21 protein-coding genes are annotated in these 24,223 nt (G+C 38.2%); 8 read left to right on the top strand and 13 right to left on the bottom strand.

Annotated elements, in window-relative coordinates; translation table 11 throughout:
• Nucleotides 1-87: 87 nt before the first annotated feature.
• Nucleotides 88-1,695, bottom strand: a complete 1,608-nt coding sequence (locus I6E85_RS08085) for an NAD(P)/FAD-dependent oxidoreductase (protein WP_197173683.1) — start codon at nucleotides 1,693-1,695, stop codon at nucleotides 88-90.
• A gap of 194 nt (nucleotides 1,696-1,889) precedes the next feature.
• Here I6E85_RS08085 and fdxA point away from each other — a divergent pair, with 194 nt between their 5' ends.
• The 4 genes from fdxA (at nucleotide 1,890) to I6E85_RS08065 (ending at nucleotide 7,200) form a co-directional block, all read left to right on the top strand.
• Nucleotides 1,890-2,213, top strand: a complete 324-nt coding sequence (fdxA, locus tag I6E85_RS08080) for a ferredoxin FdxA (protein WP_002958626.1) — start codon at nucleotides 1,890-1,892, stop codon at nucleotides 2,211-2,213.
• A gap of 136 nt (nucleotides 2,214-2,349) precedes the next feature.
• Nucleotides 2,350-4,593 carry a carbohydrate binding family 9 domain-containing protein gene (locus I6E85_RS08075; protein ID WP_197236809.1) on the top strand — a complete coding sequence of 748 codons (2,244 nt, stop codon included), beginning with the start codon at nucleotides 2,350-2,352 and terminating at the stop codon, nucleotides 4,591-4,593.
• Nucleotides 4,581-5,078 carry an Sbal_3080 family lipoprotein gene (locus I6E85_RS08070; protein ID WP_231621024.1) on the top strand — a complete coding sequence of 166 codons (498 nt, stop codon included), beginning with the start codon at nucleotides 4,581-4,583 and terminating at the stop codon, nucleotides 5,076-5,078. The genes I6E85_RS08075 and I6E85_RS08070 overlap by 13 nt, the downstream gene beginning before the upstream one ends.
• A gap of 211 nt (nucleotides 5,079-5,289) precedes the next feature.
• The gene (locus I6E85_RS08065; protein WP_197236808.1) at nucleotides 5,290-7,200 is read left to right on the top strand and encodes a bifunctional diguanylate cyclase/phosphodiesterase; all 1,911 of its coding nucleotides are present in this window, start codon (nucleotides 5,290-5,292) and stop codon (nucleotides 7,198-7,200) included.
• Between the two features lie 63 nt (nucleotides 7,201-7,263).
• Here the strand turns inward: I6E85_RS08065 and I6E85_RS08060 are convergent, their stop codons facing one another.
• The 7 genes from I6E85_RS08060 to I6E85_RS08030 all read right to left on the bottom strand — a co-directional run bounded on the left by I6E85_RS08060 (nucleotide 7,264) and on the right by I6E85_RS08030 (nucleotide 14,041).
• Entirely contained in the window at nucleotides 7,264-7,965 is a 702-nt protein-coding gene (locus I6E85_RS08060) for a TorF family putative porin (RefSeq protein WP_024592113.1), read from the bottom strand.
• A gap of 9 nt (nucleotides 7,966-7,974) precedes the next feature.
• Nucleotides 7,975-9,192 (bottom strand): BCCT family transporter, encoded by a 1,218-nt coding sequence (locus I6E85_RS08055; RefSeq protein WP_197236807.1) that lies wholly within the window; start codon nucleotides 9,190-9,192, stop codon nucleotides 7,975-7,977.
• Nucleotides 9,193-9,350: 158 nt separating this feature from the next.
• Nucleotides 9,351-11,018 (bottom strand): choline dehydrogenase, encoded by a 1,668-nt coding sequence (gene betA / locus I6E85_RS08050; protein WP_197236806.1) that lies wholly within the window; start codon nucleotides 11,016-11,018, stop codon nucleotides 9,351-9,353.
• Nucleotides 11,019-11,029: 11 nt separating this feature from the next.
• Nucleotides 11,030-12,493: a betaine-aldehyde dehydrogenase gene (gene betB / locus I6E85_RS08045; protein WP_007580777.1), complete on the bottom strand. Its 1,464-nt coding sequence runs from the start codon at nucleotides 12,491-12,493 to the stop codon at nucleotides 11,030-11,032.
• Between the two features lies 1 nt (nucleotide 12,494).
• A complete protein-coding gene (gene betI / locus I6E85_RS08040; RefSeq protein WP_010553010.1) occupies nucleotides 12,495-13,070 on the bottom strand; it encodes a transcriptional regulator BetI in 576 nt (191 codons plus the stop codon).
• Nucleotides 13,071-13,448: 378 nt separating this feature from the next.
• Nucleotides 13,449-13,784 (bottom strand): hypothetical protein, encoded by a 336-nt coding sequence (locus I6E85_RS08035; RefSeq protein WP_197236805.1) that lies wholly within the window; start codon nucleotides 13,782-13,784, stop codon nucleotides 13,449-13,451.
• The gene (locus I6E85_RS08030) at nucleotides 13,784-14,041 is read right to left on the bottom strand and encodes a DUF3081 domain-containing protein (protein WP_002958616.1); all 258 of its coding nucleotides are present in this window, start codon (nucleotides 14,039-14,041) and stop codon (nucleotides 13,784-13,786) included. The genes I6E85_RS08035 and I6E85_RS08030 overlap by 1 nt, the downstream gene beginning before the upstream one ends.
• 146 nt (nucleotides 14,042-14,187) lie before the next feature.
• On the opposite strand from I6E85_RS08030, the gene I6E85_RS08025 reads away from it, so the two are divergent.
• Nucleotides 14,188-15,468, top strand: a complete 1,281-nt coding sequence (locus I6E85_RS08025; RefSeq protein ID WP_008169642.1) for a flavohemoglobin expression-modulating QEGLA motif protein — start codon at nucleotides 14,188-14,190, stop codon at nucleotides 15,466-15,468.
• A 71-nt stretch (nucleotides 15,469-15,539) separates the two neighbouring features.
• On the opposite strand, the gene I6E85_RS08020 is transcribed toward I6E85_RS08025, so the two are convergent.
• The 4 genes from I6E85_RS08020 to I6E85_RS08005 are packed head-to-tail and all read right to left on the bottom strand — an operon-like array spanning nucleotide 15,540 to nucleotide 20,143.
• Nucleotides 15,540-16,343, bottom strand: a complete 804-nt coding sequence (locus I6E85_RS08020; protein ID WP_197236804.1) for a DUF1338 domain-containing protein — start codon at nucleotides 16,341-16,343, stop codon at nucleotides 15,540-15,542.
• A 35-nt stretch (nucleotides 16,344-16,378) separates the two neighbouring features.
• Nucleotides 16,379-17,845 (bottom strand): succinylglutamate-semialdehyde dehydrogenase, encoded by a 1,467-nt coding sequence (gene astD, locus I6E85_RS08015; RefSeq protein ID WP_197236803.1) that lies wholly within the window; start codon nucleotides 17,843-17,845, stop codon nucleotides 16,379-16,381.
• Nucleotides 17,846-17,852: 7 nt separating this feature from the next.
• Nucleotides 17,853-18,887 carry an arginine N-succinyltransferase gene (gene astA, locus I6E85_RS08010; RefSeq protein WP_007580762.1) on the bottom strand — a complete coding sequence of 345 codons (1,035 nt, stop codon included), beginning with the start codon at nucleotides 18,885-18,887 and terminating at the stop codon, nucleotides 17,853-17,855.
• Nucleotides 18,888-18,937: 50 nt separating this feature from the next.
• Nucleotides 18,938-20,143, bottom strand: a complete 1,206-nt coding sequence (locus tag I6E85_RS08005) for an aspartate aminotransferase family protein (RefSeq protein WP_007580760.1) — start codon at nucleotides 20,141-20,143, stop codon at nucleotides 18,938-18,940.
• Nucleotides 20,144-20,337: 194 nt separating this feature from the next.
• Between I6E85_RS08005 and I6E85_RS08000 the strand changes: the two genes are divergently transcribed.
• Both I6E85_RS08000 and I6E85_RS07995 read left to right on the top strand, forming a co-directional pair.
• Entirely contained in the window at nucleotides 20,338-20,766 is a 429-nt protein-coding gene (locus I6E85_RS08000) for an Lrp/AsnC family transcriptional regulator (RefSeq protein ID WP_002958609.1), read from the top strand.
• A gap of 608 nt (nucleotides 20,767-21,374) precedes the next feature.
• Entirely contained in the window at nucleotides 21,375-22,544 is a 1,170-nt protein-coding gene (locus tag I6E85_RS07995) for a cache domain-containing protein (protein WP_197236802.1), read from the top strand.
• Between the two features lie 59 nt (nucleotides 22,545-22,603).
• Here I6E85_RS07995 and I6E85_RS07990 read toward each other — a convergent pair whose 3' ends face one another.
• The gene (locus tag I6E85_RS07990; RefSeq protein WP_024609186.1) at nucleotides 22,604-23,536 is read right to left on the bottom strand and encodes a hypothetical protein; all 933 of its coding nucleotides are present in this window, start codon (nucleotides 23,534-23,536) and stop codon (nucleotides 22,604-22,606) included.
• Nucleotides 23,537-23,919: 383 nt separating this feature from the next.
• On the opposite strand from I6E85_RS07990, the gene I6E85_RS07985 reads away from it, so the two are divergent.
• Complete coding sequence (locus I6E85_RS07985; RefSeq protein ID WP_007580752.1) at nucleotides 23,920-24,222, top strand: isoamylase early set domain-containing protein; 303 nt, start codon at nucleotides 23,920-23,922, stop codon at nucleotides 24,220-24,222.
• Nucleotide 24,223: the final 1 nt, after the last annotated feature.

The raw sequence follows: 24,223 nt of genomic DNA, 5'->3' as shown, positions 1-24,223 counted from the left end.
TGCTTGGGTTGTTATTATTTTCTATACATTTAGCACAAAAAAGCCTCACAAAGTGAGGCTTTTCGATAAACAGCTTAAAAAAGAGGTTTAAGCGTTTTCTAACATAGACAGTGCGACCGCTTCAGCCGCTTTAATACCATCAATACCCGCTGATAAAATACCGCCCGCGTAGCCTGCGCCTTCGCCTGCAGGGTAAAGCCCTTTAGTGTTGATGCTTTGGAATGTTTTATCACGCTTAATACTAATAGGCGACGAAGTACGTGTTTCAACGCCGGTTAGTAAACCGTCGTTAGTTGAAAAGCCACGAATTTGTTTATTAAACGCTGGTATCGCTTCGCGAAGGGCATCAATAGCAAATTGTGGTAGTACTTTACTCAAGTCAGTTAACTTAATACCGGGTGTGTAAGAGGATTGTACTTCACCTAAGTTTTCTGATGATTTACCTTTCAAAAAGTCGCCAATTAACTGTGCTGGTGCATCGTAGTTGCTACCACCAAGCTCATACGCTTGTTCTTCAAGTTTGCGTTGTAAGTCTATTCCAGCAAGAGGGTTACCCGGGAAATCTTGCTCTGGTGATATACCTACCACAATAGCGCTGTTAGCGTTGCGCTCACTGCGTGAATATTGGCTCATACCGTTGGTAACAACGCGGCCCTTTTCAGAGGTTGCAGCGACTACTGTGCCACCTGGGCACATACAAAAGCTGTAAACTGTGCGGCCATTGTCGCAATGATGAACAAGTTTATAATCGGCAGAGCCTAAAATTGGGTTTCCTGCATTTGTACCAAAACGACATTCATCGATCATTGATTGTTTATGTTCGATTCTAAAACCGACTGAGAATGGCTTTGCTTCAACATAAATCCCTTTTTTGTGGATCATATCAAACGTGTCACGTGCGCTGTGACCAACGGCTAATACAACATGGCGAGTGTTTAGTTGCTCGCCATTTGAAAGCGTTAAACCTGTTACTTGCCCGTCGTCTAAATGAATATCGTCAACACGTGTGCTAAAGCGAATTTCGCCGCCTAGTTCTATTATACGAGCGCGCATTTTTTCAATCATGGTGACAAGCTTAAACGTACCAATGTGTGGCTTACTTACGTATAAAATTTCATCGGGTGCGCCTGCTTCTACAAATTCAGTAATGACTTTACGACCGTAATGTTTTGGATCCTTTACTTGGCTGTATAACTTACCGTCTGAGAATGTACCTGCGCCACCTTCACCAAATTGTACATTTGATTCGGTATTAAGTGTGCGTTTACGCCAAAAGCCAAACGTGTCTTTTGTACGTTCACGTACCTCTTTACCGCGCTCTAATATAATGGGATTAAAGCCCATTTGAGCAAGTAATAAGCCTGCAAATAAACCACAAGGGCCAAAACCAATCACGACAGGGCGCTCTGTTATATTTTCGCTGGCTTGGGCTACAAATTTATAGTTTGTGTCTGGCGCTACTTTTACATGTTGGTCTTTTTCAAATGCCGCGAGTAGCTCGGCTTCGTTATCAACTTCTATATCGAGTGTATAAATCAGTAAAATAGCTGATTTTTTACGTGCATCATAACCACGCTTAAACACATTAAAACTGTGCAATTGTTCTGGTTGGATTTTTAGTTTATTTACAATTGCTTGACCAATTGCATCTTCGTCATGATCAAGTGGCAGCTTTATTTCGGTTAGACGTATCATTTATATCTCTTTTAGGTGTCATAGCGGGGTATTATTACCGCTCACAATAAGGGGATGCAGGGCACAACGGGTGTGCAAACATAAGGCGCGTATTTTACGTTAAAATAGGGTGATATGGCACTTATTTATTGTATTTTTGGAGTGGATGGGTATGATCCACAACTGTTGTTTAAAATCTTAGGTATTAAAATAGTATGGCGTTTGTAGTCACCGAAAATTGTATAAAATGTAAGTACACCGATTGCGTATCAGTGTGCCCAGCAGATGCATTTTTTGAAGGCCCTAATTTTTTAGCAATTAGCCCGATTGATTGTATCGATTGTGGTTTATGTGTCCCTGAGTGTTCAGCTGATGCTATATACCAAGAAGATGAATTACCAGAATCTCAAAAAGAGTTTACTGAATTGAATGCTGAACTTGCACTGGTCTGGCCGCGCATTACAGAGGTTAAACCTGCACCAGAGGACGCTGATGTATGGAATGGCATAGACGATAAACTTAAACTACTCGAAACATAATACGTAACAATTAGTTACTCCTTTATCATTAAATAGTTAATTTTTTATTTCAAAGTATTAACAAATGTACCTGGATAAATTACAATCCCCAGCTTAAGTTACTCCCTATGAGTAATTACAGTCTAAATGGATGTTTATGCAGTACTTTATAACTATAATAAAAAAGTTTACCTTCCTATTTTTAAGTTTCGTTTTATTACTCTCAAGCCTTGATGTAGCGGCTAGTAAACAGCAAGTATCCTTATCTCGTATTGATTCAAATATCACTATTGATGGTGTTATGGATGAAGCGCACTGGCAAAATGCGACACGTATACCTCTACTCTACCAAGATGAGCCTAACGAAAAAGGCACACCTCCTGTAAAAACTGATGCCTTTATTTACGAAGATGGCACAAACTTATATGTTGCCTTCATTGCAGAGGATCCAAACCCTGAACAAATTCGTGCATCACTTCGTGACCGCGATACGCTATGGGAAGACGACGTAGTCATTCTTGTTATTGATACATTTAATGATGAACGCAGTGGTTATGAATTTCATGTGAATCCCCTTGGTGCACAAGGCGATATAAGAATGACCGATACCGATGGATGGAGCTCAGATACCTCATGGAATGCTATTTGGGATAGCGCGGGACAAATTAACGAGAAAGGTTACGTTGTTGAAATGCGTATTCCTTTTAAGGCACTGCGCTTTCCTGAAAATAAAAAAGAGCTAACGTGGGGTTTTTCAGTCATGAGAAACTACCAACGTGATGTTTTATATCAGTTATCAAATATGGGGTTTGATAGAAATATAAAATGTAGCCTTTGTCAGTTTGATAAGTTAGTGGGTTTTAGCGATATTGAATCGAGTAAAAATATTCAATTAACACCTACATTGACAGCACTTCGTAACGATAATAAATCTGAATTACCGGGTAACTGGGATAATGGCGATATAGATACCGAAGTGGGCTTAGATTTACGCTGGGGTTTAACCAAGGACGCTGTTTTAAATGCGACTATCAACCCAGATTTTTCGCAAGTAGAAACAGACTCTTTAGAGCTCGATGTAAATACAACCTTTTCTATTTATTATGCTGAAAAACGTCCTTTCTTTTTAGATGGAGCTTCTTACTTTAAAAGCAGCTTATTTGAGCTTTTATACACGCGTACAATTGCAGAGCCTACTTTAGGTGCAAAATTAACGGGTAAAACGGGTGATCATAGTTATGCGTTAATGCTCGCTGATGACGACAATAGTAATATTTTACTGCCAACGAATCAGGGCTCTGGCTTTGCAAGCTTAAACGAAAAAACGAATGCGGCCGCAGGGCGTTATCAATATGACCTAGGTCAGCAGGGTACTATTGGCCTTTCAAGCACGCACAGAGAAAGTGATGACTATCACAACACTGTATTATCAGTGGATGGTAGCTACTGGTTTAATCAATCGGATACTCTTTTGTATCAAGTATCATCTGCTAATACACGTAACTCTGAATTTTTAATTCAAAATTATAACTTATCTGAAACTCAGTCAGATGAAGCATATGCTCTGGAACTTACCCGCGATAAACGTGATTACAAATTATTTGCATCTTATGAAAATATTGGGCAGGACTACCGCACCGATTTAGGTTATCAAGCTAAAGTCGATTATGAAAAAGTTGGCTTTGGTGGCGGACAAACATGGTACAGAGATGAATCTGATTTACTTACCTCATGGTCATACGAAGCTGACTGGGATAAAACGTGGGCGCAAAACGGCGACTTACTTGAAGAAGAATACGAAGGTTTTTTAAGCTTCAAAGGCCAAAAACAATCTATTTTTGAAATTGGTTTAGTGCACCGTTATGAAAACTATAACGACAATTTTTATAATCAAAATATTGGTTTTATTTATACGGGCTTTAAACCCACTAAAGATTTAAAGCTTTCGTTATATATTGAATACGCTAGCCGCATTGATTATGCAAATGAGCAATTAGGCGACGCGTTTGACACTCAAACCCAAGTGGTGTGGGACATTAACGACCATTGGCAGCTCGATGTAAAACATAACTACAGTCAATTAGATAACCCGCAAGGGGATCGCGTATTTACTGCTAACTTGGTCGACTTTAGGCTTCATTATAAATTTAGCATGCGTTCAATTCTTAAATTAATTTTACAATTTGAAGACATTGATAGAGACGAAAACGCCTACTTTTACCAAGTTAGTCAAATCAATAAAGACTACGGGAGCCAGCTTGTTTACTCATATAAAATTAATGCGCAAACACTGTTTTATTTGGGTTACTCAGATAGAGGTTACCAAGACGATTCTCTTAAAAATATTGAGCGAGATCAGCGTACATTTTTTACAAAAGTTAGCTATGCATGGCAGCTTTAAATATTAAAAATAAAAAAGGAATAAATATAAATACGTTAAAAATAACAGTTGCAGCAGCAATGGTTGCCACCTTGGCCGGTTGTGCTGCAAAGCAAGACATTACTCGATTTGAAACAAACATACCTAAAACAGTATGTATTGCTGAACATAAGGCTGTTAAAGCTGGTGTTATAGATGCAATGAAAAAAGGTTTTGCAAAGCATGATGTTGAAACTCGGGTAATTCCAGCCAATTATGTATTGAAACACCAAGACTACCAGACCGAATTACCAGGTGCAGATACGACAGGATGTAATGCAGTGGCTTACTACGTAGCAAATTGGCGTTGGGATATAGCGCTCTATATGGCATACGCAAATATTTGGATTAAAGACGTTGAAACGAATGAAAAAATAGCACAAGCATCTTATCGCACCGGTGGTGGATTGGATAAGTTTATAGACGCTGAAGAAAAAATTATAGAGCTTATTGACGGTATGTATTAAATTTTAAACAATTAGAACCTTTTTGTTTATTTTTGTTAATCCCACCTATACTATATATCAAATATAATTAGTTAATCCGTTATTGTTACAATTTTTTGTTATTCTAATGGCTTAGGATTATATCAATGCTTGCGTAGTACTAAATGCAAGCGATATAATCCGTTTTTGGTAATAGGTTTGATAGGAGAAGCAAAGTAGATGGATTTTTTTTATGAGTAAACTTAAGCCGCTCGGTTTTATTTTCCTAATCATAATTCTATTTTGTTTTTGCATAAACATAGAGTTAACGAATCAGATTAATCGTATAAATTTATTTAGTACCAGTATTGATATACGAAATTTCGAAATAACGAATACCACTCTTGATATGGCTCCTTGGTATAATCCGATCTTAAATGGCCACTATATAATTGAGCTGCCCACTGCTGACTTTTTGCTTATTAAAACCACTGACACCCAGTTTGTAGCTGCTGATTCAAGTAAGTTAATTATAATGACACTTGCATCACCTATTAATTTTTTACTTTTATGTATCTTAATATTTGGTTCTGGCCTGTACTTACGCAGAGAGCGTAGAAAGCGTCATTATAAAAATCAAATAGCGGAGCTTAATCTTCAAGCCAATAGCTTACTCACTGCATTTAATTTGCAAGTAAAATCGGCAGAGAACCCTTTGGGTGTAAGCAGCTTAAGCCAATCAATAAATAGTTTAAATACGCATGTGGCTAATTATGTAAAACAAACTCAAACCAGTATATGCCAAGATAAACTGACGTTATTAATTGACCGTCATGCATATATTGAACATATCGACAGACAAATTAATCATGCTAATCAAGAAGATCTCAAGTGTGCGCTCCTGTTTATAGACCTTGATGGCTTTAAACAAGTAAACGACTCGTTTGGTCACAGTTTTGGTGATGAAATATTAGTTCAAGTTGCTAGCCGACTTGCGAATGTATTACGCCACCATAAATTAAGTAACATAAATAGTGCTAACCAATTAGAGCAAAACTTATCAAGGTTAGGAGGGGATGAGTTCTCCATTTTTATAGAATTACTTGATGATAGCGACAGAGTCGTTGAAATTGCTAAGCATGTGCTAAGTGAGCTTGAAAAAGACTTTGTGCTTGGCAATAAAATAGTAAAAATTAGTGCCAGTATTGGTATTGCGGCTTACCCAGAAAGTGCATCAACGCCTCAAGCGCTTTTACAATTAGCCGATGTAGCTATGTATAGAGCTAAAAGTGATGGTAAGGGAATATTTAAAGTTTACTCGCCAGAAATGGGTAACAAAATGCGCCGTTACCATTATTTACTTGAAGAGCTGCGTTTAGCAGTCGCGTGTAAAGATTTTTACTTATCTTTTCAGCCAATTGTGCATGTTGAAGATTGTATGATTGATTATTTCGAAGCACTTACCCGATGGGACCACCCAGTTGAGGGCATGATCCCCCCTTCAGAATTTATTCCAATAGCAGAGGAGTCTAATTTAATATTAGAACTTGGCGATTGGATTATGCTTGAATCATGTAGGCAAATGGCTGCATGGCACAATGCAGGTATGCGTAAAGTAAAAATATCAGTAAATGTTTCGGGCATTCAATTAAAGCACCGTGACATTTATGATTGGATAATGAAGAAGCTCAAAAAAACCGGTTTACCGGCTACGTCTTTAATGCTTGAAATTACCGAATCAACATTTATTAAAGCCAGTCCTAAAATAATTAAAGAGCTAAGTAGGCTAAGAGAAGAGGGTATCACTATTGCTATTGATGACTTTGGCACAGGTTTTAGCTCGTTGAGCACATTAGCGGATTTACCAATAGATGTTATTAAAATTGATCGCTCGTTTATAGCTCAAGCTAATAAAAGCCAAAAATATAATGATATATTAAATACAATTAGTGAGCTTGGACAAAAGCTTGGCCTTAAAATTGTAGCAGAAGGCGTTGAAGAAATAGGGCAGTTTGAACTTGTTAAAAAAATGGGTGTGAGTTCTGTTCAGGGTTATTTAGTAAGTCGACCTGAGTCATCAGCTAATGTAGGTAATAAAGTATTACGCAATAACACTAGTAACCTTTCAGCATCGGGTACAAGTGCTTGGGATATAGTTAGTTAGTTTACAAATAAAAATGCCACTCTAAATAGAGTGGCATTTTTTGTTTAATCAGTAATTATTGTATTAAAGATCAAATGTGCGAGAAACGGCAAGTACGATACGCTCATCAGCATAATCGTAATCTAAGCTTGTGTTTTCAGCGGCCACTTCAATACCAAACCCTTCATAACTAGTTTGATATGCTAAACGGTAATGATTGTATGATTTTTTCTCGTTTACGTCCCACGCCCATTTTTGTCCATCAAGCGAGTTTGAAATATCAAAGCTTGCACGTAGTGCATGATTTGGAGCCAGCTCATAGGTGTGTGCAATCATTGAGATTACATGGCCTCCACCTTGACCAAAATAATCCCAGCTGTACCAAAAGTTAAGCTCAGTTTGGCCGTATTCACTTGCATAACCAAACTTAGTGTAAGCTTCAGCGTAGTTACCATCGCTGTTATTACCTTGATAAGTGTAATAAGCAATACCGTAGTCAACGCTCAATTGCTCATTAAGCTGCACATACTTACCTACATAAGCATCAAGTTCAAAATCAGTGTCATCACCAAAATCAACATTTGAAGCCCATACGCCTGCGTATACACCGCTATCAAAAGCATAGTCTAAACTGCCTTGAATAGCAGGATCGCTATCAGTTTGGCTCACACCGTTAAATGTATAATCAGAGGCTGCAGTGATTGTTGTTGACCAATCAGCAGCTGCGGTTGTTGATAAAAGTGCAAATGGTAGTGCTACTACAAGTTGTTTTAGTTTGTTATTCATTATTAATCCCTAGTGTACTGTATCTATTTTTGTGTAATCAATTTCGTTTGCTTTTGGTGAGCTGTCTATGTTTGTAACTGTTTTAAACTTGCTGTATCCGATAAAACCAGCACAGATAAAGAACAATCCAATAACCAATGCGCCTACCCACTGAATTTGTAAAAATTCTAATTTAAACAATAGTGTAAGTAACGATAAAGCGACAACATTTCCGATCATGTATTTCATTTTGCCAAAACGCTTTACGGTAAAGTTTAGGTTATCTGTATATAAACGCACTAACGAATCAAGTGAGTTAATTACAAATACAATACCTACAAATACCATTGCAAAGTTTTTAATGCCTTGAGTTGGAATGCCCGCTTCATGGTATTGGTATAGCACGCTAAACCAAATCGCAATAGGAATAGAAGGGAAAATCAACATAGCACCTAATACTTGGTATGTTTTAAGTCCACCAACAAAGCGTGATGTAAATTGACCAATCATTATGCTCCACGCAAACCACCAGAATAAGTAGAACTCATGGTAATCATTAAGCGGTAAAACAAATTCATTAATGTTTGCAAAGTAAGTACCAATAGAGCCTAAGTTATCTGTAAATGCTGACATTTGACTATCACCAATCACAAATGCGCCAGCCCACATAAAGGCGATTAAAGCTAAAAATAACCACGTAGTAGAAATACTTAAAATACGTACATATTTAATATCAGTACTTGAGTACACAGCAAAACAGATAGCCGCAAACACAATTAAGTAAAACTCAGAAACTATACTTGTTCCATCACCTAATTCGGGTAAATACCACGGTAGGTTTGTAAGCAGCAAATAAGCGGTAAATGCACATGTACCAATAATTACAACGTTATTGATAAATTTAACCCAAGGAATTTCGAAAAATTTCACTTTAGGTTCTATTACACAGAAATAAAAGCACGTAAGAAAGTAAAATCCCCAGATCAAAAATCCCCAGTAGCCAAACTCAATAGCCAGTGGATTTGCAAACGCGTATTCTGGGCTTGCTTTTATGTCTGCATAACCTGCAAACTCAGTTAAAGGAAACATGATAAGGCCAACATCTAGGCCAGAAGTAAATAGTATTGCTATAAACGTAAAGGTTCGAACTGGTGTTACACCTACTACGCGAACATTACCCCATTTAATTAAAATAGTGATAATGGCAAGTAAGGTAAAAATGATCCCTGCATTAAGCCAAATAGTCATTGTTACCCTCCAGTAATGAATAAAAATAATTCATAAGCACTCCGTATTTTATTGTTTTATTCTCGCATTAACACAACGTAACCTATTTACATCGTGTGCCACTGCAAGGCACGCATTGGCTTAGCCCGACGAGACTAAACCTAAGCATGTGGCTAAAGTTAGATCTCCGTACTACGTTGTGTTTCTTGCCAGTTTGTTGTTATGGCAACATTCACATCCGATTTCTGTAATGGGTCTTTACCTAAAATTATGTCAGCTGCTTTTTCGGCAACCATAATAGTAGGCGCATTCAAGTTTCCGTTAGGAACAGTTGGGAATATAGATGAGTCAACAACTCGTAACCCTTCAATACCACGTACTTGCGTATTTGAGTTAACAACGGCCATATCATCTTCACCCATTTTGCATGAGCAAGAAGGGTGGTAGGCACTTTCTACGGCTTGGCGTACAAAGGCATCTATTTCTTCATCTGTTTGAATATGTTTACCGGGTTGAATTTCTTCATCGCGGTATTCATCAAAGGCACTTTGTTCGATTATGTCGCGTGTTAAGCGAACGCATGCTCTAAAGCCTTCAATATCGTCTTGATGTTCAAGGTAATTAAATAAAATGGTTGGTGGTTGCTCAGGATTAGCAGAAGCAATAGTCACACTACCGCGACTTTTTGGTTTGTTATGACCAACATGTACCTGAAAACCATGACCTGCAAATGCACTTCTACCATCGTAACGCATAGCCGCTGGTAAAAAGTGATACTGAATATCTGGCCATTCAACACCGGGCTTTGAGCGAATAAACGCACACGATTCAAAATGATTCGTTGCACCTAAACCCGAACGCGTTAATAACCAGCGCGCGCCAATCAAACCTTTTGAAACAATGCCTAGCTTGCCGTTAAGTGTGATAGGTTGCTTACACTTGTATTGAAAGTAAAACTCAAGATGATCTTGTAAGTTTTGACCAACACCTGGTAAATGATGCTGTACTTCAACGCCTGCTTTTTCAAGCACTTGAGTATCACCAATACCAGAGAGTTGTAAAATATGTGGAGAGCCAATTGGCCCTGCACTTAGTACAACGTCTTTTGCAGCATGTGCAGTTTTAACGTCGCCATTTACTTTGTATTCAATGCCAGTGGCTTTTTTACCATCTAAAATCACGCGTTGTGCTAGTGCACCTGTAATAATTGTTAAATTACTACGCGATTTAACAGGGTCTAAATACTCACGAGAAGCAGAGCTGCGCACGCCGTCTTTTACGGTCATGTGCATTGGGCCAAAACCCTCTTGCTGCGACGCATTATAATCATCTGTAGAAGCATAACCGGCTTGTACACCTGCTTTGATAAAGGTGCGGTAAAGCGGGTTTTTCATTTCGTTGCCGTTATTAACGCCAAGCGGGCCTTTGCCACCACGGTAAGTATTTTCACCAAGGTAAAAGCTTTCTGCTTTTTGAAAATACGGTAAACACGATTGGTAATCCCAGCCGTTTGCACCGTGTTGCTGCCATTCGTCAAAATCTTTTGCGTGGCCACGTACATATACCATGCCATTAATAGATGACGAGCCGCCTAACACTTTGCCTCGAGGACAATGCATCTCACGGTTATCTAAATGAGGCTCAGGCTGCGTATGAAACTGCCATGCGTATTTGTCACTATTCATAGGAATAGATAACGCGGTTGGCATTTTTATAAAAATACTTTTATCGCTACCGCCAGTTTCAAGTAGTAACACGCGGTTGCTTGAATCTTCAGATAAACGGTTTGCTAAAACACAACCAGCCGAACCCGCGCCAACAATAATATAGTCGTAATGATTACTCATAGTAGGGCGCCTTAAAATGGGCTTTCTATGTCGGCCATACCAACATAAATAGACTTAGTTTGCGTGTATTGATCAAGAGTTTGTATACCATTTTCACGGCCAATACCCGATTGCTTATAACCGCCAACTGGCATTTCAGCAGGTGAGTTACCGTATGCATTAATCCAACAAATACCGGCTTGTAACTTATGAATTACGCGGTGCGCACGTTTAATATCGCTAGTAAATACGCCTGCAGCTAAGCCTAGGTGAGTCCCGTTAGCGCGTGCAATAACATCGTCTTCATCGTCAAAAATAAGCACGCTCATTACAGGGCCAAATATTTCTTCTTTAACAATAGTCATGTCGTCATTACAATCAATAAACACAGTCGGTGCTACAAAATAGCCATTAGGTGCAGATTTAGGTGAAAGCGTTGTACCACCGGTTAATAGCGTTGCACCTTCTTCGATGCCTTTATTAACGTAGCTCATTACTAGTTCTTGGTGCTTTTTAGAAATAAGTGCGCCAAAGTTAGTATTTAAATCTTGTGGGTCGCCAGCAATAATGTTTTTCTCAGTGCGCGCTTTAAGCTCATCAATAAACTGCTGATATACATTTTTATGAACGTAAATACGTGTACAGTTAGTACAAATTTCGCCTTGCGTATAAAAGTTACCTAACATAGCAGCGCTAACTGCTTGCTCAATGTTGGCATCATCAAATACTAATAATGGAGATTTACCACCAAGTTCCATCGTGACATCTTTTAAAGTACCGGCAGCACTTGCCACTACTTTTTTACCTGTGCCTACTTCACCCGTAAACGATACTTTATCAATATCGCTATGCTGTGTTAGCCACTGGCCTACATCGCCCGCGCCTTGAACAACATTAAACACACCTGCAGGTACGCCAGCTTCAACAAATACTTCTGCAAGTTTAATTGCGCCAAGTGGTGTTTCTTCAGATGGTTTGAATATAAATGCATTACCAGCTGCAAGGGCAGGGCCCGACTTCCAACACGCAATTTGTAGTGGGTAGTTCCATGCACCAATACCCGCACAAATACCTAATGGCTCTTTACGTGTGTAGTAAAAGTCATCACCAACCATTTGTTGTTGTCCTACTTGTGCTGGCGCAAGGCCTGCAAAGTATTCAATTACATCAGCGCCGGTTTCAATATCAACACAATTTGCTTCTTGCATTGGTTTACCGGTGTCGAGTACTTCTACAAGTGCAAGCTCATCGTTGCGCTCGCGTAAAATAGCCACTGCTTTTAATAAAATGCGACTACGTTCAATGGGTGTCATTGCTGACCACTGAGCAAAACCTTGCTTTGCACTGGCAATGGCTGCGTTTTGAATAAATTCGTCGGCAATTTCTACTGCGTAAATAACCTCGCCCGTTGCTGGGTTTGTTACATCAAATGTTTTGCCGTTCTGGTTTGCAAGAAAATGGCCGTTAATAAAATTTTGATAGACAGGTGTAGTCACGCTAGGCTCCATATTGCTTGATAAGTGAAAGTACGTAGCTTTTTGCTAACTTTTCACTGTGTTTAAACTGATTATTGTCTGATTTACTCAGTACTGCTCTTAACCATAGGCCATCGATCATTGCGGCGCTAAGTTCTGCAGCTTGCTTTGCTTGCTCAATAGGCATTAATTGCTTAAAAGAAAATGCTAAATTACTTTGCAAGCGTTTACTGTTTACGTTTTGTAGTCTGTGTAATTCTTCATCATGCATCGATTGCGCCCAAAAACTTAACCACGTTCGGGTTGTATCATTACGCTGTTGTACAAGCGCAAAGTTGGCTTCGATAATAATCATTAAACGTTCAATGGCATTCGTTTGGTTATTTACTTTACTTATCAAGCCTTGTTTTAAGCTTGTTAGTAAGTATCTAACAGTGGCTTCAATTAACCCCTGCTTACCACCAAAATAATGACTAATAATGCCTGACGATAAACCGGCATTTTTACTAATGCTGTTTATAGTTGTGCCTTGTAGTCCATTAGTTGCAACTGACTCTATAGTCGCGTCAATTAGCTGCTGACGTCTGACAGGTTCCATTCCGACTTTAGGCATAATTTTTATTAATTGAACGTTCAATAAACATAAGCTTAAGGTAATAGCTCTAACAATTCAAGGCTGAAGTAAATATCTAGATGCCAAAATGTAGATTAATCATTAATAAAAGCGCAACTAATGCGATAAAGAAGATAAGGTTTTACTTTGTTTTATTTTATTTAAAACAAAGGCTTGTGAATTTTATTTTGAAATTAAATAATAGTAATGATTTGTTTACAGCAATAAATGAATAAAATGATCAATAATCATTAGTGCAGTAATAGTTAGAGTACTAATAGTATTAATTTAATACAAAAGCGCACTAAACCTGCAATTGCTTAGTGCTCTAATAAATTTATATAGAGAGTAAACTTTGTGGTTTTATCGTTTTAAAGCGCTTGGTTTTGGAAGGTCGGCATTATTAATAACGCCTTTAAAAAGTAGGGGGTAACGTCTTAGTCTATTGCCAATATAGTCATCAGCTAAAATTTGCTGGCAAATAAAGTCTATATCTTTGCTTGCTTCAAAAACCCAATCAAAGCGCTCTATAGCCAGTAAAAAACCACGCTTTAAATGAGTTTGAGCACGGTACTGTTCTAAATTGTCTTGAATAATTGAGATTTTGCTTGGATCAGCTCTAAGCTCTTCTACTACTTGGTTTATAAAAGTAGTATTGAGCTTACTGGTAGGGCGGTGTCTGCGTTTTCGTGGGTGCATTAGCTCTCGTTTGCAATGTTATATAATTTTTTCAAAAAGTCGTCTTTATGCTTTTCATGTTCGTAGTCAAGGTGGTAAGTATTATGAAAACCAAAGCGCAGTTCAACGCCGCTACCTTGTAGGTATACTGTGTAGCCATCTACGTCTGAATAAGCAGTAACACCTTGATAATGCTTGCCTTCATCAGTCATTTCACCTTTTTGAATTATACGTTCATATACGGCTAAAATCTGTTTATTGTCGATTTCGTTTTTCATGTTTTATGCCCTTCGTTTAGTAACTCATACGATACAGATATGAGGGTCGATCATCTTAAAAACAATAGCTAAAAAAGTGTGATATTGCTTTGTAATTTCGCTTTTTTAAATTATGCTCAAAACTCATTTATTGTTGAGCTTAGAGCATGATAGACAAGGCGTTACTACTAAAAACTCGTGAGTTATCGGATCAATTAATTGCATTGCAAACTCCAATTAGGATACTCGATGCTATTAATTGGGATAAACAAACTAAAGAGGAGTTTTTTAGACAGAAATGTCAAAAAAACCCACTCATCGATCGTGCATATTATCAACAGCGCGACCTTGGTTTTGTACCTAGCGAGTTACGCCAAGCATTTTCTACTTTGCACCGTAACATTATTAACCAATTGGGGCAGTTAAATCCGATTGCTCAATATATGGGAAAAATGTGCACCGAGTATAAAACGGTATTAAGTATGCTTGAATATCGTGGAACGCCAGAGTTTCATGACTTATCGGTGGAGTTATTTGGTCACCCTAAAGACTTATTCCATGCTGGTGAGCCCTCACTTTCTGAGCTAGCTAATATGCTAGATAAACCGCTGCAAAATTTACTTATAGCCGACATACTGCCTGACGACCCTAAAAATATTGATGCTGTTGATGCTGTGCGTATTTTGTCTGAGCAAGTAAATGCCAGTATGGCAGGCATAAATGTAGAGGTAATGCTTAGCGATGGTATTGTTAGTGATGCAGCCGCAGGTGCTAATAATATAAAGCTTAATCAAGATGTTAAGTTTTCTCAGCGTGAACTTGATATATTGGAAGTTCACGAAGGGTGGATACACGTAGGTACCACTCAAAATGGTTTAGCTCAGCCTTATTTAACGTGTTTGAGTAAAGGCACGCCTAGCTCTACTATTACCCAAGAAGGCCTAGCGGTATTAACCGAAATTATTACTTTAAAATCGACTCCAAGGCGTTTATCTAAATTAGTGAATCGTATTCAAGCCGTTACAAAGGTAATAGATGGCGCTGAATTTGTAGATATTTACCGTGACTATGTAGCGCAAGGTTTATCAAAAGATGACAGCTACACACTCGCGCAGCGTGTATTTAGAGGCAGTACGCCAACAGGCCTGCCTTTTACAAAAGATATTGCCTACATTAAAGGCTTTGTACTGGTTTATAACTTAATACGCGTGGCGATACAGCTTGGTCGAATAGATAGACTCCCTTTATTACTGGTAGGTAAAATATCGATAGATGACTTTAGATTAATATCGCAGCTTCATGATTTAGGCGTAATAGAGAGCCCACAATTTGTGCCACCACACTTTAAAGACTTACGCGGTTTGGCAACTTGGTTGAGCTTTGGCCGCTTTATTGGCGATTTATCGTTTGAAAAGTTAGAAAACGATTATAAACCGTTATTTTTATAATTAATCAACATAACCTACCGACATAAAAAAAGCCCATAACGGGCTTTTTAAATAAAGTACTTTAGGTTTTGCTATCGAGCATTGGTGCTTTCAAATATTTTGTCAGCTGAGGCTGCAACAAAACCAGTATAAAGCTCACCGTCGGCTTTAGGGTAACGAATAGCAAACTCATAAAAACAGCTAGGGATGCTCATATCACCGTCACTAAAGGTAACAGAGTATTCATCAGCAAGTGTTGACGATTGCTCTAGTAACACCTCTGGTGAGCCTTTAACTTCGCCGCCTGACGTATTAAGCGAAAAGCCAGCGTCTTTTAGGGCTTGGTTAACATCATGAATGTTATCAAACTTAGCAAGCGTATTAATATTTACGGTAAAGTGATTGGCGCGGTAGCCCCACGCCGACATCCACGCTGCATATTCGCTTTCAGCTAGCAGCTGCTTATAAGTATCGGTGCTTACTTGCCAATGCGTGCCTGAATACAAAAAGTTATCAGCTGTTACTGCGCTTTCATCAATTTTGTCAACCATGTCGGTTACGATGGCTTGTAACTCAGGCGAGCATTTTTCAACTAATAGCTCAGAAATAAACACTTTTGGCTGATTAGGATCGCTATGCTCGTAGTGCTTTGCATAGAGTTTTTTAGCTTCAAAATGGTACTCACCACATTCTTTGTAACCAATAGCTAAAAAGTGAGCAGCGAGCTTTTCAAGACCCACTTTTTCAATATTAAACGTACGCAGCGCAATATGATCGTTAATAATGTCATTTTTTTGCGTTGACCCTAAAAGGTCATGAATTTTGACTGCCGATGGTGTTACGTTTAAGTAGTTTTTCCAAAGGCTCTCAAATAATGTGTTTACATCAGTATGCATGTTAAATCCTTAAATCTAAAATTTTGGTTTATTACTTATTCAATTATCAAGCCTGGCGCTAGGGTTTGCGGTAAGCTCACTTTGTCTGACTCAACAGATGCCACAGGGTATGCACAATAATCAGCGGCGTAATAGGCACTTGCTCTGTGATTACCACTGGCGCCAATACCGCCAAATGGAGCTGCACTAGAGGCACCCGTAATAGGGCGGTTCCAGTTAACAATCCCTGCACGAATGCGCTTTAAAAAGTGAGTGTAATCATCTTCGTTATCAGCCAATAAACCTGCAGATAAGCCAAAGCTTGTGTTGTTGGCTTCAATGATTGCGCTGTCAAAATCATCAAAGCGATATACTTTAATTAGCGGTCCAAAATGTTCTTCATCTGGCATGTTGGTAATGTTTGTTACATCGATAATGCCCGGGCTTACAAAGCCCGTGCTTGGTTTTAATTGCTTAAGTTCAACAAGGATTTGCGCGCCTTTTGACACTAATTCACTTTGCGCAGCGACCATACCCAGTGCTGCTTTTTCGCTTATCATTGCACCCATAAAAGGCTGCTCTGTAGCAAAACTGTCGTCTACAACTATGTTTTTAGTCGCGCTTATTAGCTTTTCTAAAATAGCATCGCCATTGAGCGATTTTTCAATAAATAAGCGGCGTGCACACGTACAGCGCTGACCTGAGGTAATAAAGCCTGATTGAATAATATCGTGCACAGCAGCGCTTACATCACTCACATCTTTTACAATAAGAGGATTATTACCGCCCATTTCAAGTGCTAAAATTTTGCCAGGGTACCCTGCAAATTGCTTATGTAGTAAGTGACCTGTGTTTGAGCTACCGGTAAAAAACAATCCATCTATATCTTTATGAGAAGCAAGCGCTTTGCCTGTTTCAATTTCACCTTGGACAAGGTTAATAACACCCGCTGGTAAGCCCGCTTTTAACCAAAGTGAGAGGGTGAATTCTGCAACGTGCGGTGTTAGTTCTGATGGCTTAAATACTACGGTGTTGCCTGCTAAAATTGCAGGAACAATATGCCCGTTTGGTAAATGCCCCGGAAAGTTATACGGACCAAAAATAGCCACAACGCCATGCGGTTTGTGTCTAATAAACGCTTTAGCACCTGGCATTGGGTTTTCGGTTGTACCGGTACGTTCATGGTATGCTTTTACAGATATAGCTACTTTGCCTGTCATTGCGCCCACTTCGGTGCGGGTTTCCCATAATGGCTTACCTGTTTCGCGTGCAATTATGGTCGCAAATTCTTCACTGTGTTCTTTTAATTGAGCTGCGAAGTTTTCTAAAATGGCTATACGCTCTTCAAGCGGCTTATCTGCCCATTGTACCTGTGCTGCTCTGGCTGCTTTTATAGCTGAATCTACTTGATCAGCGTTTGCGCCATTACCTTGCCATACCACATCGCCATTACTTGGATTGATTGACTCAAATGCTGGACCAAGGCCCACATGCCACTGGTTATTAATTAGGTGTGTATTCATAAATAATTTACAGGCGGAAAAATCGCGCTGCATCTCCTTGACTTAAATTAAGTGCTTTAGCCACATCTTGGCTAATGACGAGAGTATGTTTTGCATGATTGTAATGTGCGTCTTTGGTAAATGTTGCTCTAAAGCCACTTACGCCTTGATTACATACAGCCAGCGTATCAGAGCTATTTTGTGATATGTGATCAAGCTCACCAATAGTAATAGGGCAAACTTGAGAGTCGCGAATGCTGCGAATATTACCAAGCTTTGCTTCAACCGTTGGACCTGCGTCAAATAAGTCAACGTAGCCTCTGTGCTCAAAACCTTCTTTTTCTAATAATTTTAGCGCAGGTTTTGTTTTTTCATGCACATGCCCAATAACTGCTTGGGCTTTCTTGCTAAGCAAGTTCACATAAATAGGGTATTTAGGCATTAACTCGCTAATAAATACCTTATCGCCTAAGCCAACTAAGTGATCCGCTTCTGGAAATTCAATACTAAAAAAGTGCTCTTGCAGCCATTGCCAAAAAGGAGAATGGCCGTCTTCGTCGCTAACACCGCGCATTTCTGCGATAACAGTATCGGCAAAACGCTCGCTATGCTGAGCCATAAACAAAAAGCGTGAACGTGATAAAAATCGACCTGTTAAACCTTTACGGCTATTTTCGCGCAAAAATAATGTGCATATTTCAGAGCAACCTGTGTAGTCGTTACACATGCTCAAAATATCAACGGTGTTATATACATTTAAAGTAGGCGAGTGGTGTACTGTTTTACCTAAATGATAATGATATAAAGGCACCGATAAACCTACTGCGGCTTCTATAGCGGTTGTGCCAATAACGTCACCTGTTTCACTGTCCTCTAAAACAAATAAATAGCTTTCATCAAGTGGCTGGTTAATGTTTTTGGCAAAGCTTTTTTCAGCACGTTCAATTTTTTCTTTAAGCTGTGCATCGTCCACAGGTAAAGAGGTAAACCCATGACCGGATTCAATCGCTATTTGTTTAAGCGCGTCAAAATCATTGGCAGTAATAGGACGTAATACTTGCATTTATTGCTTGCTCCAATAGCACGCCAGTAGGCGTGCTAATTTAAACTATATTAACCGTTTACTACATCGCTAACGGCTTTTTCAAAGCGCGCTAAGCCTTCTTTAATATCTTCAAACGGGATAACTAAAGACGGTGTAAAGCGAATTACATTCATGCCAGCTACAAGGTTCATTAAACCATTATTAGCACTTGCTACTAAAAAGTCGCGTGCACGTCCTTCAAATTTGTCATTTAGTACTGCGCCAATTAATAAGCCTTTACCACGTACTTCGCTAAATACGTTGTATTTTTCGTTAATTGCGTTTAATCCGTCACGGAATAATTGCTCGCGCTCTTTAACACCGTTTAGTACGTCTGGTGTATTTACTGTATCAAATGCCGCTTCGGCTACAGCACAAGCAAGTGCGTTTCCGCCATAAGTAGAACCGTGAGTACCAATTTTTAAATGCTCAGCAATTGGTGTACGAGTGATCATAGCGCCAATTGGAAAACCACCGCCTAATGCTTTTGCCGTTGTTAAAATGTCAGGAACAACACCTAAACCTTCATAAGCGTATAAATCGCCTGTGCGACCAACACCCGTTTGTACTTCATCAAAAATAAGTAACGCGTTATGTTTAGTACAAAGTTCACGTACTTTTTTAGCAAATTCATCTGTTGGTGAAATAATACCGCCTTCACCTTGTAATGGTTCCATCATAACAGCACATGTTTTATCGCTGATCAGTGCTTCAAATGCTGCTATATCGTTAAAGTCACAATGTACTATGTCAGCAGGTTTTGGACCAAAGCCGTCAGAATATGCAGCTTGCCCGCCCACAGTTACTGTAAAGAATGTGCGACCATGAAAACCTTTATTAAATGCAATAATTTGCGTTTTTTCAGCGCCATATACGTCCAGTGCATAACGACGCGCTAGCTTAAGGGCTGCTTCGTTTGCTTCTGCGCCTGAGTTTGCAAAGTAAACTTTATCAGCGAATGTTGCTTCAACCATTTTTTGAGCTAAACGAAGTGCTGGCTCATTGGTCATAACATTCGATAAATGCCAAATTTTTTCGCCTTGCTCTTTTAATGCTTTAACTAATGCAGGATGACAGTGACCCAAACAGTTAACGGCAATACCACCAGCAAAATCGATAAACTCGTTATCATTTTGATCCCAAACGCGTGAACCTTCACCACGAACTGGAATGATTGCCGATGGATTATAGTTTGGTACCATTACGTCGTTAAATAAGTCTCTTGTTACTTGCATTTTTACACCTAAATTTAATGGGCTTAGATAAAAGATTAGTTGCTAACTCAAAGAAGAATATAGCCTTTATTCTTCAGCAAACACGTTATTATTTCTTGTAGAGGTCATTATCGAAGGTTAGCTATTAAAATTGCAGTGCTATTTTGTGAAAAATGATTAAAATAAAAGACAAAATAACGAAGAAAATAACCATTATGATAACTCCACAAGATGAAAAGCTACTTTCTGTACTAAAAACAAACGCTAGAGCGAGTATTTCTGATCTTGCTCGAATGCTTGACTTATCTCGTTCAACGGTACAAAGCCGTATGCTCAAACTAGAAGAAACGGGTGTAATTAAAGGCTATAGCGTTGATTATGGAGATGACTACCTCAGTAAAATGGTATCAGCTCATGTGTCTATAAAAGTAAGACAAAAACTAACAACTAAAACAAATATTGAGCTTAAGCAAATTGATGCAATTTCGCAGCTCTATGCCATAAGTGGTGAGTTTGATTTAATTGCTGTAGTACAGGCTCAAAATTTAGAGCAGCTTAGCCATTTACTTGACGATATAGGAAATCTGGATGGAGTAGAGCGCACAACATCTTCTGTTATTTTAGAAACTAAATTTAAGCGCTAGAGTCAGTGAGTTTTTGTTTTAGTCGTTAAGTGAACACTCGGTATACTTTAGGTAAGTAATAGAAAGGCTAGGGTTTGTTGATCTTTCAAGGTTGAATTTTCAGTAGCCTGTTTAGTATTCAGGCAAGGCAGAGCCTATGCAGTGTGGTTACTCCCCATAAATGGGCGATAACGTAGCATTAATGCCAAACAGGCGCTGCTCAAAGGGTTCTTCCTAGGCGCTATTTACTCTTTGTTGCCTGCATGGATGTAGGTAAGGGGCGTGAGCAAGACGCGGAAGCTTTGCTCGGTTTTTACTTATTCTTACATGGGTGTAAGCCATTAGAACAACGCAGGAGCAGTTATTGAGCCCACTAGGTTACAAATCTCGCGCCGCGATTAAATAGCACCTAATTTGAACAAATTTTAATCCTCAAAGATCAACAGACCCTAGATATAAATGCATTAATTTAAATATTTAAGTGTACTTTTTATAAGCTAATAGCAGTAGAACATAGATTTAAATATTGAAGCCATTGATAAGATACAAAATTTTGTAAGGAGAATTTATGCTTTTTTAATATGCATGACTATACTCATTTTAATTTGTACAATATTTAGTAATGGATTATGCCTGCATATTTTTTTACCCTCTTATTGGGTTTAACTGAGCCTCTTCAGTTTGGAACAAACTTACCCACCAGTGCACCTGATAATGCAGTCAACCAAGTTGAGTGTATTTTATTTGAAATGGGAGCCCCTTTTCAGCTACAAACCTTGCCATGGTTACGTGCACGTCGAGAAGTAAAGTTAGACCGCTTAGATGGTTATTTCACAACTCATTTAATGCCTGAAATGAAGGCCTATGGGCGCATATCATCCCCCATATTTTTAGAAAGCTGGTACTGGTTTACTCATCCAGAGAGCATTAATAAACCAAAAAATAAAATGCGTTATGGTGCAGTAAGAGGGAGTTACCAGGCTAATTGGTTTAAAACTCAGAATATTATTGCTGAGGTAGAAGTAAATTCATTAGAAGAAATAGTAAATGTTATGCACCATAAGCGGATTGATAGAATTCTACTTGATTTAGACGATTTTGAATTAGCAGCCTCAAAGCTAGGCATTAATGAAGATGAGTATCAAAGAGAATTTTTTAGGTATGTACCTTTGGGATTATTTGCTTCGCATTCACTTATTAAACGCTTCCCTAAATTTATGCAGCAGTTTGATGAAAATATAAATACTTGCGCGCAGGCTCCATTTTCACTATCAAAAAGTGAAGAAAAGCAAATACTTGATAGATTGTCCAGTAGCGCTAAAATCTTACTAAACTTACCTAGTTTAGTAGAACAAGTTCAAATAAGTAATGAGTCTCCCTTAAGTGAATCTGAAATTAAAAGACTAGACCAGCTATGGATAAAAGAAAGTAAACAAGTAAAGCACCCTGATGGATTAGCTATGCTTAATTTACCGTTATCTAAAGTATTTAAAAAATGGCAATCTCAATTCAAAGGTGTTGTTACTGAGCTAATATTGACTGATAACCAAGGAAAAAACATCGCTATTAGTAAGCTAACCAGTGACTACTGGCAAGGAGATGAAAATAAGTTTATTAAAACATTTAAACAGTCAAAAGGTTTTAACTTTGATAGCGTCACATATGATGCATCAACACATCATTTTCAAGTTCAGCTAAGTTTTCCTGTTTTAGATGATAATAATAGTCATATTGGAGTGTTGATTTTAGGTGTTGATGTAGAAAAAGCACTTCATTCGTCAAACGAAAAGAGTAATTAACTCATTACCTTTTACATAAGTTAGCTAAGCTTTAATGCTTCAGCTTAGCTAACTAGATGCTATGGAAGTGTTTTTTCTGAAATAGGTTTTTTTCTTATAACTTCTTTTTTGGCTTTATCAAGCTTTATAAAATAAGCATTACCGCCTATGCCTTTAAACTCTTCATCTGTAAATACAATCGTATTGTCATCAAAAAAGGTGACAGCTTCTTTTTGAGTAACAATCCCTAAGTCTATTTTTGATACATCACCAGAGAAAAACTTATCACCTTCAAAGTTTTCAAATAACCAAAGACTTGTTGAATCAAGTAAGACTAATTTTTTACGATCGGGGCTGAGCGCCGCAGAGGTTATCCAGCATAGTTTTTCAAGCGTGGTACACGTTTTAAAAGAGTCAATTAGCTCAGCATCAAAATTTGCTGCATGATCGCCCACTTTATACACTTTAGTAATACCATCGAAAGGTTCTGTGCGGTTTTTAGTAAATAAATATAAATGACGACCTAGTGCTACAAATGCTTCTAAATCAAAATTGCGGTCATTGGGTTTTATTGGACTGCCATCCATTTCAGGGTAGGTAAACTTAATTATTTCGGCTTGGGTTGTGTTTGTTTTTATATCTATAGGGTTTTCTATTTTATAAATAGTGAGCCATCTACGATCATTTTTGTTATTACCAAAATCCCCTAAAAAAAAGTGCCCAAATTTGTTTTGGGTCATGTCTTCCCAATCAATGTTTTTAGCGTTTTCAACCAAAATTTCTTTGGCAATAGAACCATCTTTGTTAAGGCGGTAAAGCTTGGGTTCGTTGCCTCCGTCGTTAATAGCCCATAGACGTTTTTGTTTATCAAATTCAATACCTGAGATTTCTTTTAATTTAGGATCAACTGAGATTTCTTTTTTACTATAAAGGGTATAGATTGAAGTACCAACAAGTGTGGCTATTATTAAAAAGATAATGGCTATAGTTATTAAAATGCTTTTTTTCAACATGAAAATTATGATATTTCAGAGTATTAAGATGCTGTGTATTATCGCTGATGAAAGTACAGAACAAAAGAATTTTATAAATTTAGGCAATACTTTTGGACTATTTAACTTTAAATTCGATTAAATAAATAATATGTAATGTACGCTCAGTTGGTTCAAATATTGCTCTGTACTACTGAGCTTTTTAAAAAAGATTGTTTATATACTAACCGCACTTTTTAAGTGCAGAAAAAATGAATTGTTGCACTGTAATAATGCGTAAATAAAGTTTTGGTTAACTTACAACGTGTTTAATGATTTTGAATGGAATCCACATCGCCTTTCTGTTTAGTTGTATGGCCTGTGGCAAAGATTAAGTACCCTTTTTGGTTTAGTTGGAGCCTGCTATGTTGAATAAACGTTTTTTTAAAACAAAAGATGAAGCTGAAGTAACCTTTGAATTTTCTCACCCAGAGGCAGAAGAAGTTTGCTTACTAGGCGAATTTAATGATTGGCAACCTGTGCCAATGAAGCTTAATAAAAAACAAGGTGTGTTTAAATTTAAGCAACGCTTACCTATCGATCAACAATTTCACTTTCGTTATTTAATAAATGGAGACATTTGGGATAACGACCACCAAGCTGATGGTTATATTGGCAATACATTTGGCACAGAAAACAGCATAGTAAATACTCAACGCATTAATTAAG

Source organism: Pseudoalteromonas sp. NZS71 (genome assembly GCF_015864715.1).
GTDB lineage: Bacteria > Pseudomonadota > Gammaproteobacteria > Enterobacterales > Alteromonadaceae > Pseudoalteromonas > Pseudoalteromonas arctica.
Note: the sequence above shows the minus strand (reverse complement) of the source record. Positions and strands in the feature narration are given on the sequence as shown.

What these genes read in the sequence shown, in the direction of transcription:
- fdxA (WP_002958626.1), top strand. Translation starts at nt 1,890, where the DNA reads ATGGCGTTTGTAGTCACCGAAAATTGTATAAAATGTAAGTACACCGAT.
- I6E85_RS08065 (WP_197236808.1), top strand. Translation starts at nt 5,290, where the DNA reads ATGAGTAAACTTAAGCCGCTCGGTTTTATTTTCCTAATCATAATTCTA.
- I6E85_RS07985 (WP_007580752.1), top strand. Translation starts at nt 23,920, where the DNA reads ATGTTGAATAAACGTTTTTTTAAAACAAAAGATGAAGCTGAAGTAACC.
- I6E85_RS08070 (WP_231621024.1), top strand. Translation starts at nt 4,581, where the DNA reads ATGGCAGCTTTAAATATTAAAAATAAAAAAGGAATAAATATAAATACG.
- I6E85_RS08055 (WP_197236807.1), bottom strand. Translation starts at nt 9,192, where the DNA reads ATGACTATTTGGCTTAATGCAGGGATCATTTTTACCTTACTTGCCATT.
- I6E85_RS08035 (WP_197236805.1), bottom strand. Translation starts at nt 13,784, where the DNA reads ATGCACCCACGAAAACGCAGACACCGCCCTACCAGTAAGCTCAATACT.
- I6E85_RS08085 (WP_197173683.1), bottom strand. Translation starts at nt 1,695, where the DNA reads ATGATACGTCTAACCGAAATAAAGCTGCCACTTGATCATGACGAAGAT.
- I6E85_RS08020 (WP_197236804.1), bottom strand. Translation starts at nt 16,343, where the DNA reads ATGCATACTGATGTAAACACATTATTTGAGAGCCTTTGGAAAAACTAC.
- I6E85_RS08005 (WP_007580760.1), bottom strand. Translation starts at nt 20,143, where the DNA reads ATGCAAGTAACAAGAGACTTATTTAACGACGTAATGGTACCAAACTAT.
- I6E85_RS08025 (WP_008169642.1), top strand. Translation starts at nt 14,188, where the DNA reads ATGATAGACAAGGCGTTACTACTAAAAACTCGTGAGTTATCGGATCAA.
- I6E85_RS07990 (WP_024609186.1), bottom strand. Translation starts at nt 23,536, where the DNA reads ATGTTGAAAAAAAGCATTTTAATAACTATAGCCATTATCTTTTTAATA.
- I6E85_RS08030 (WP_002958616.1), bottom strand. Translation starts at nt 14,041, where the DNA reads ATGAAAAACGAAATCGACAATAAACAGATTTTAGCCGTATATGAACGT.
- I6E85_RS08060 (WP_024592113.1), bottom strand. Translation starts at nt 7,965, where the DNA reads ATGAATAACAAACTAAAACAACTTGTAGTAGCACTACCATTTGCACTT.
- I6E85_RS08075 (WP_197236809.1), top strand. Translation starts at nt 2,350, where the DNA reads ATGCAGTACTTTATAACTATAATAAAAAAGTTTACCTTCCTATTTTTA.
- astD (WP_197236803.1), bottom strand. Translation starts at nt 17,845, where the DNA reads ATGAATACACACCTAATTAATAACCAGTGGCATGTGGGCCTTGGTCCA.
- betI (WP_010553010.1), bottom strand. Translation starts at nt 13,070, where the DNA reads ATGGAACCTGTCAGACGTCAGCAGCTAATTGACGCGACTATAGAGTCA.
- I6E85_RS08000 (WP_002958609.1), top strand. Translation starts at nt 20,338, where the DNA reads ATGATAACTCCACAAGATGAAAAGCTACTTTCTGTACTAAAAACAAAC.
- betA (WP_197236806.1), bottom strand. Translation starts at nt 11,018, where the DNA reads ATGAGTAATCATTACGACTATATTATTGTTGGCGCGGGTTCGGCTGGT.
- astA (WP_007580762.1), bottom strand. Translation starts at nt 18,887, where the DNA reads ATGCAAGTATTACGTCCTATTACTGCCAATGATTTTGACGCGCTTAAA.
- I6E85_RS07995 (WP_197236802.1), top strand. Translation starts at nt 21,375, where the DNA reads ATGCCTGCATATTTTTTTACCCTCTTATTGGGTTTAACTGAGCCTCTT.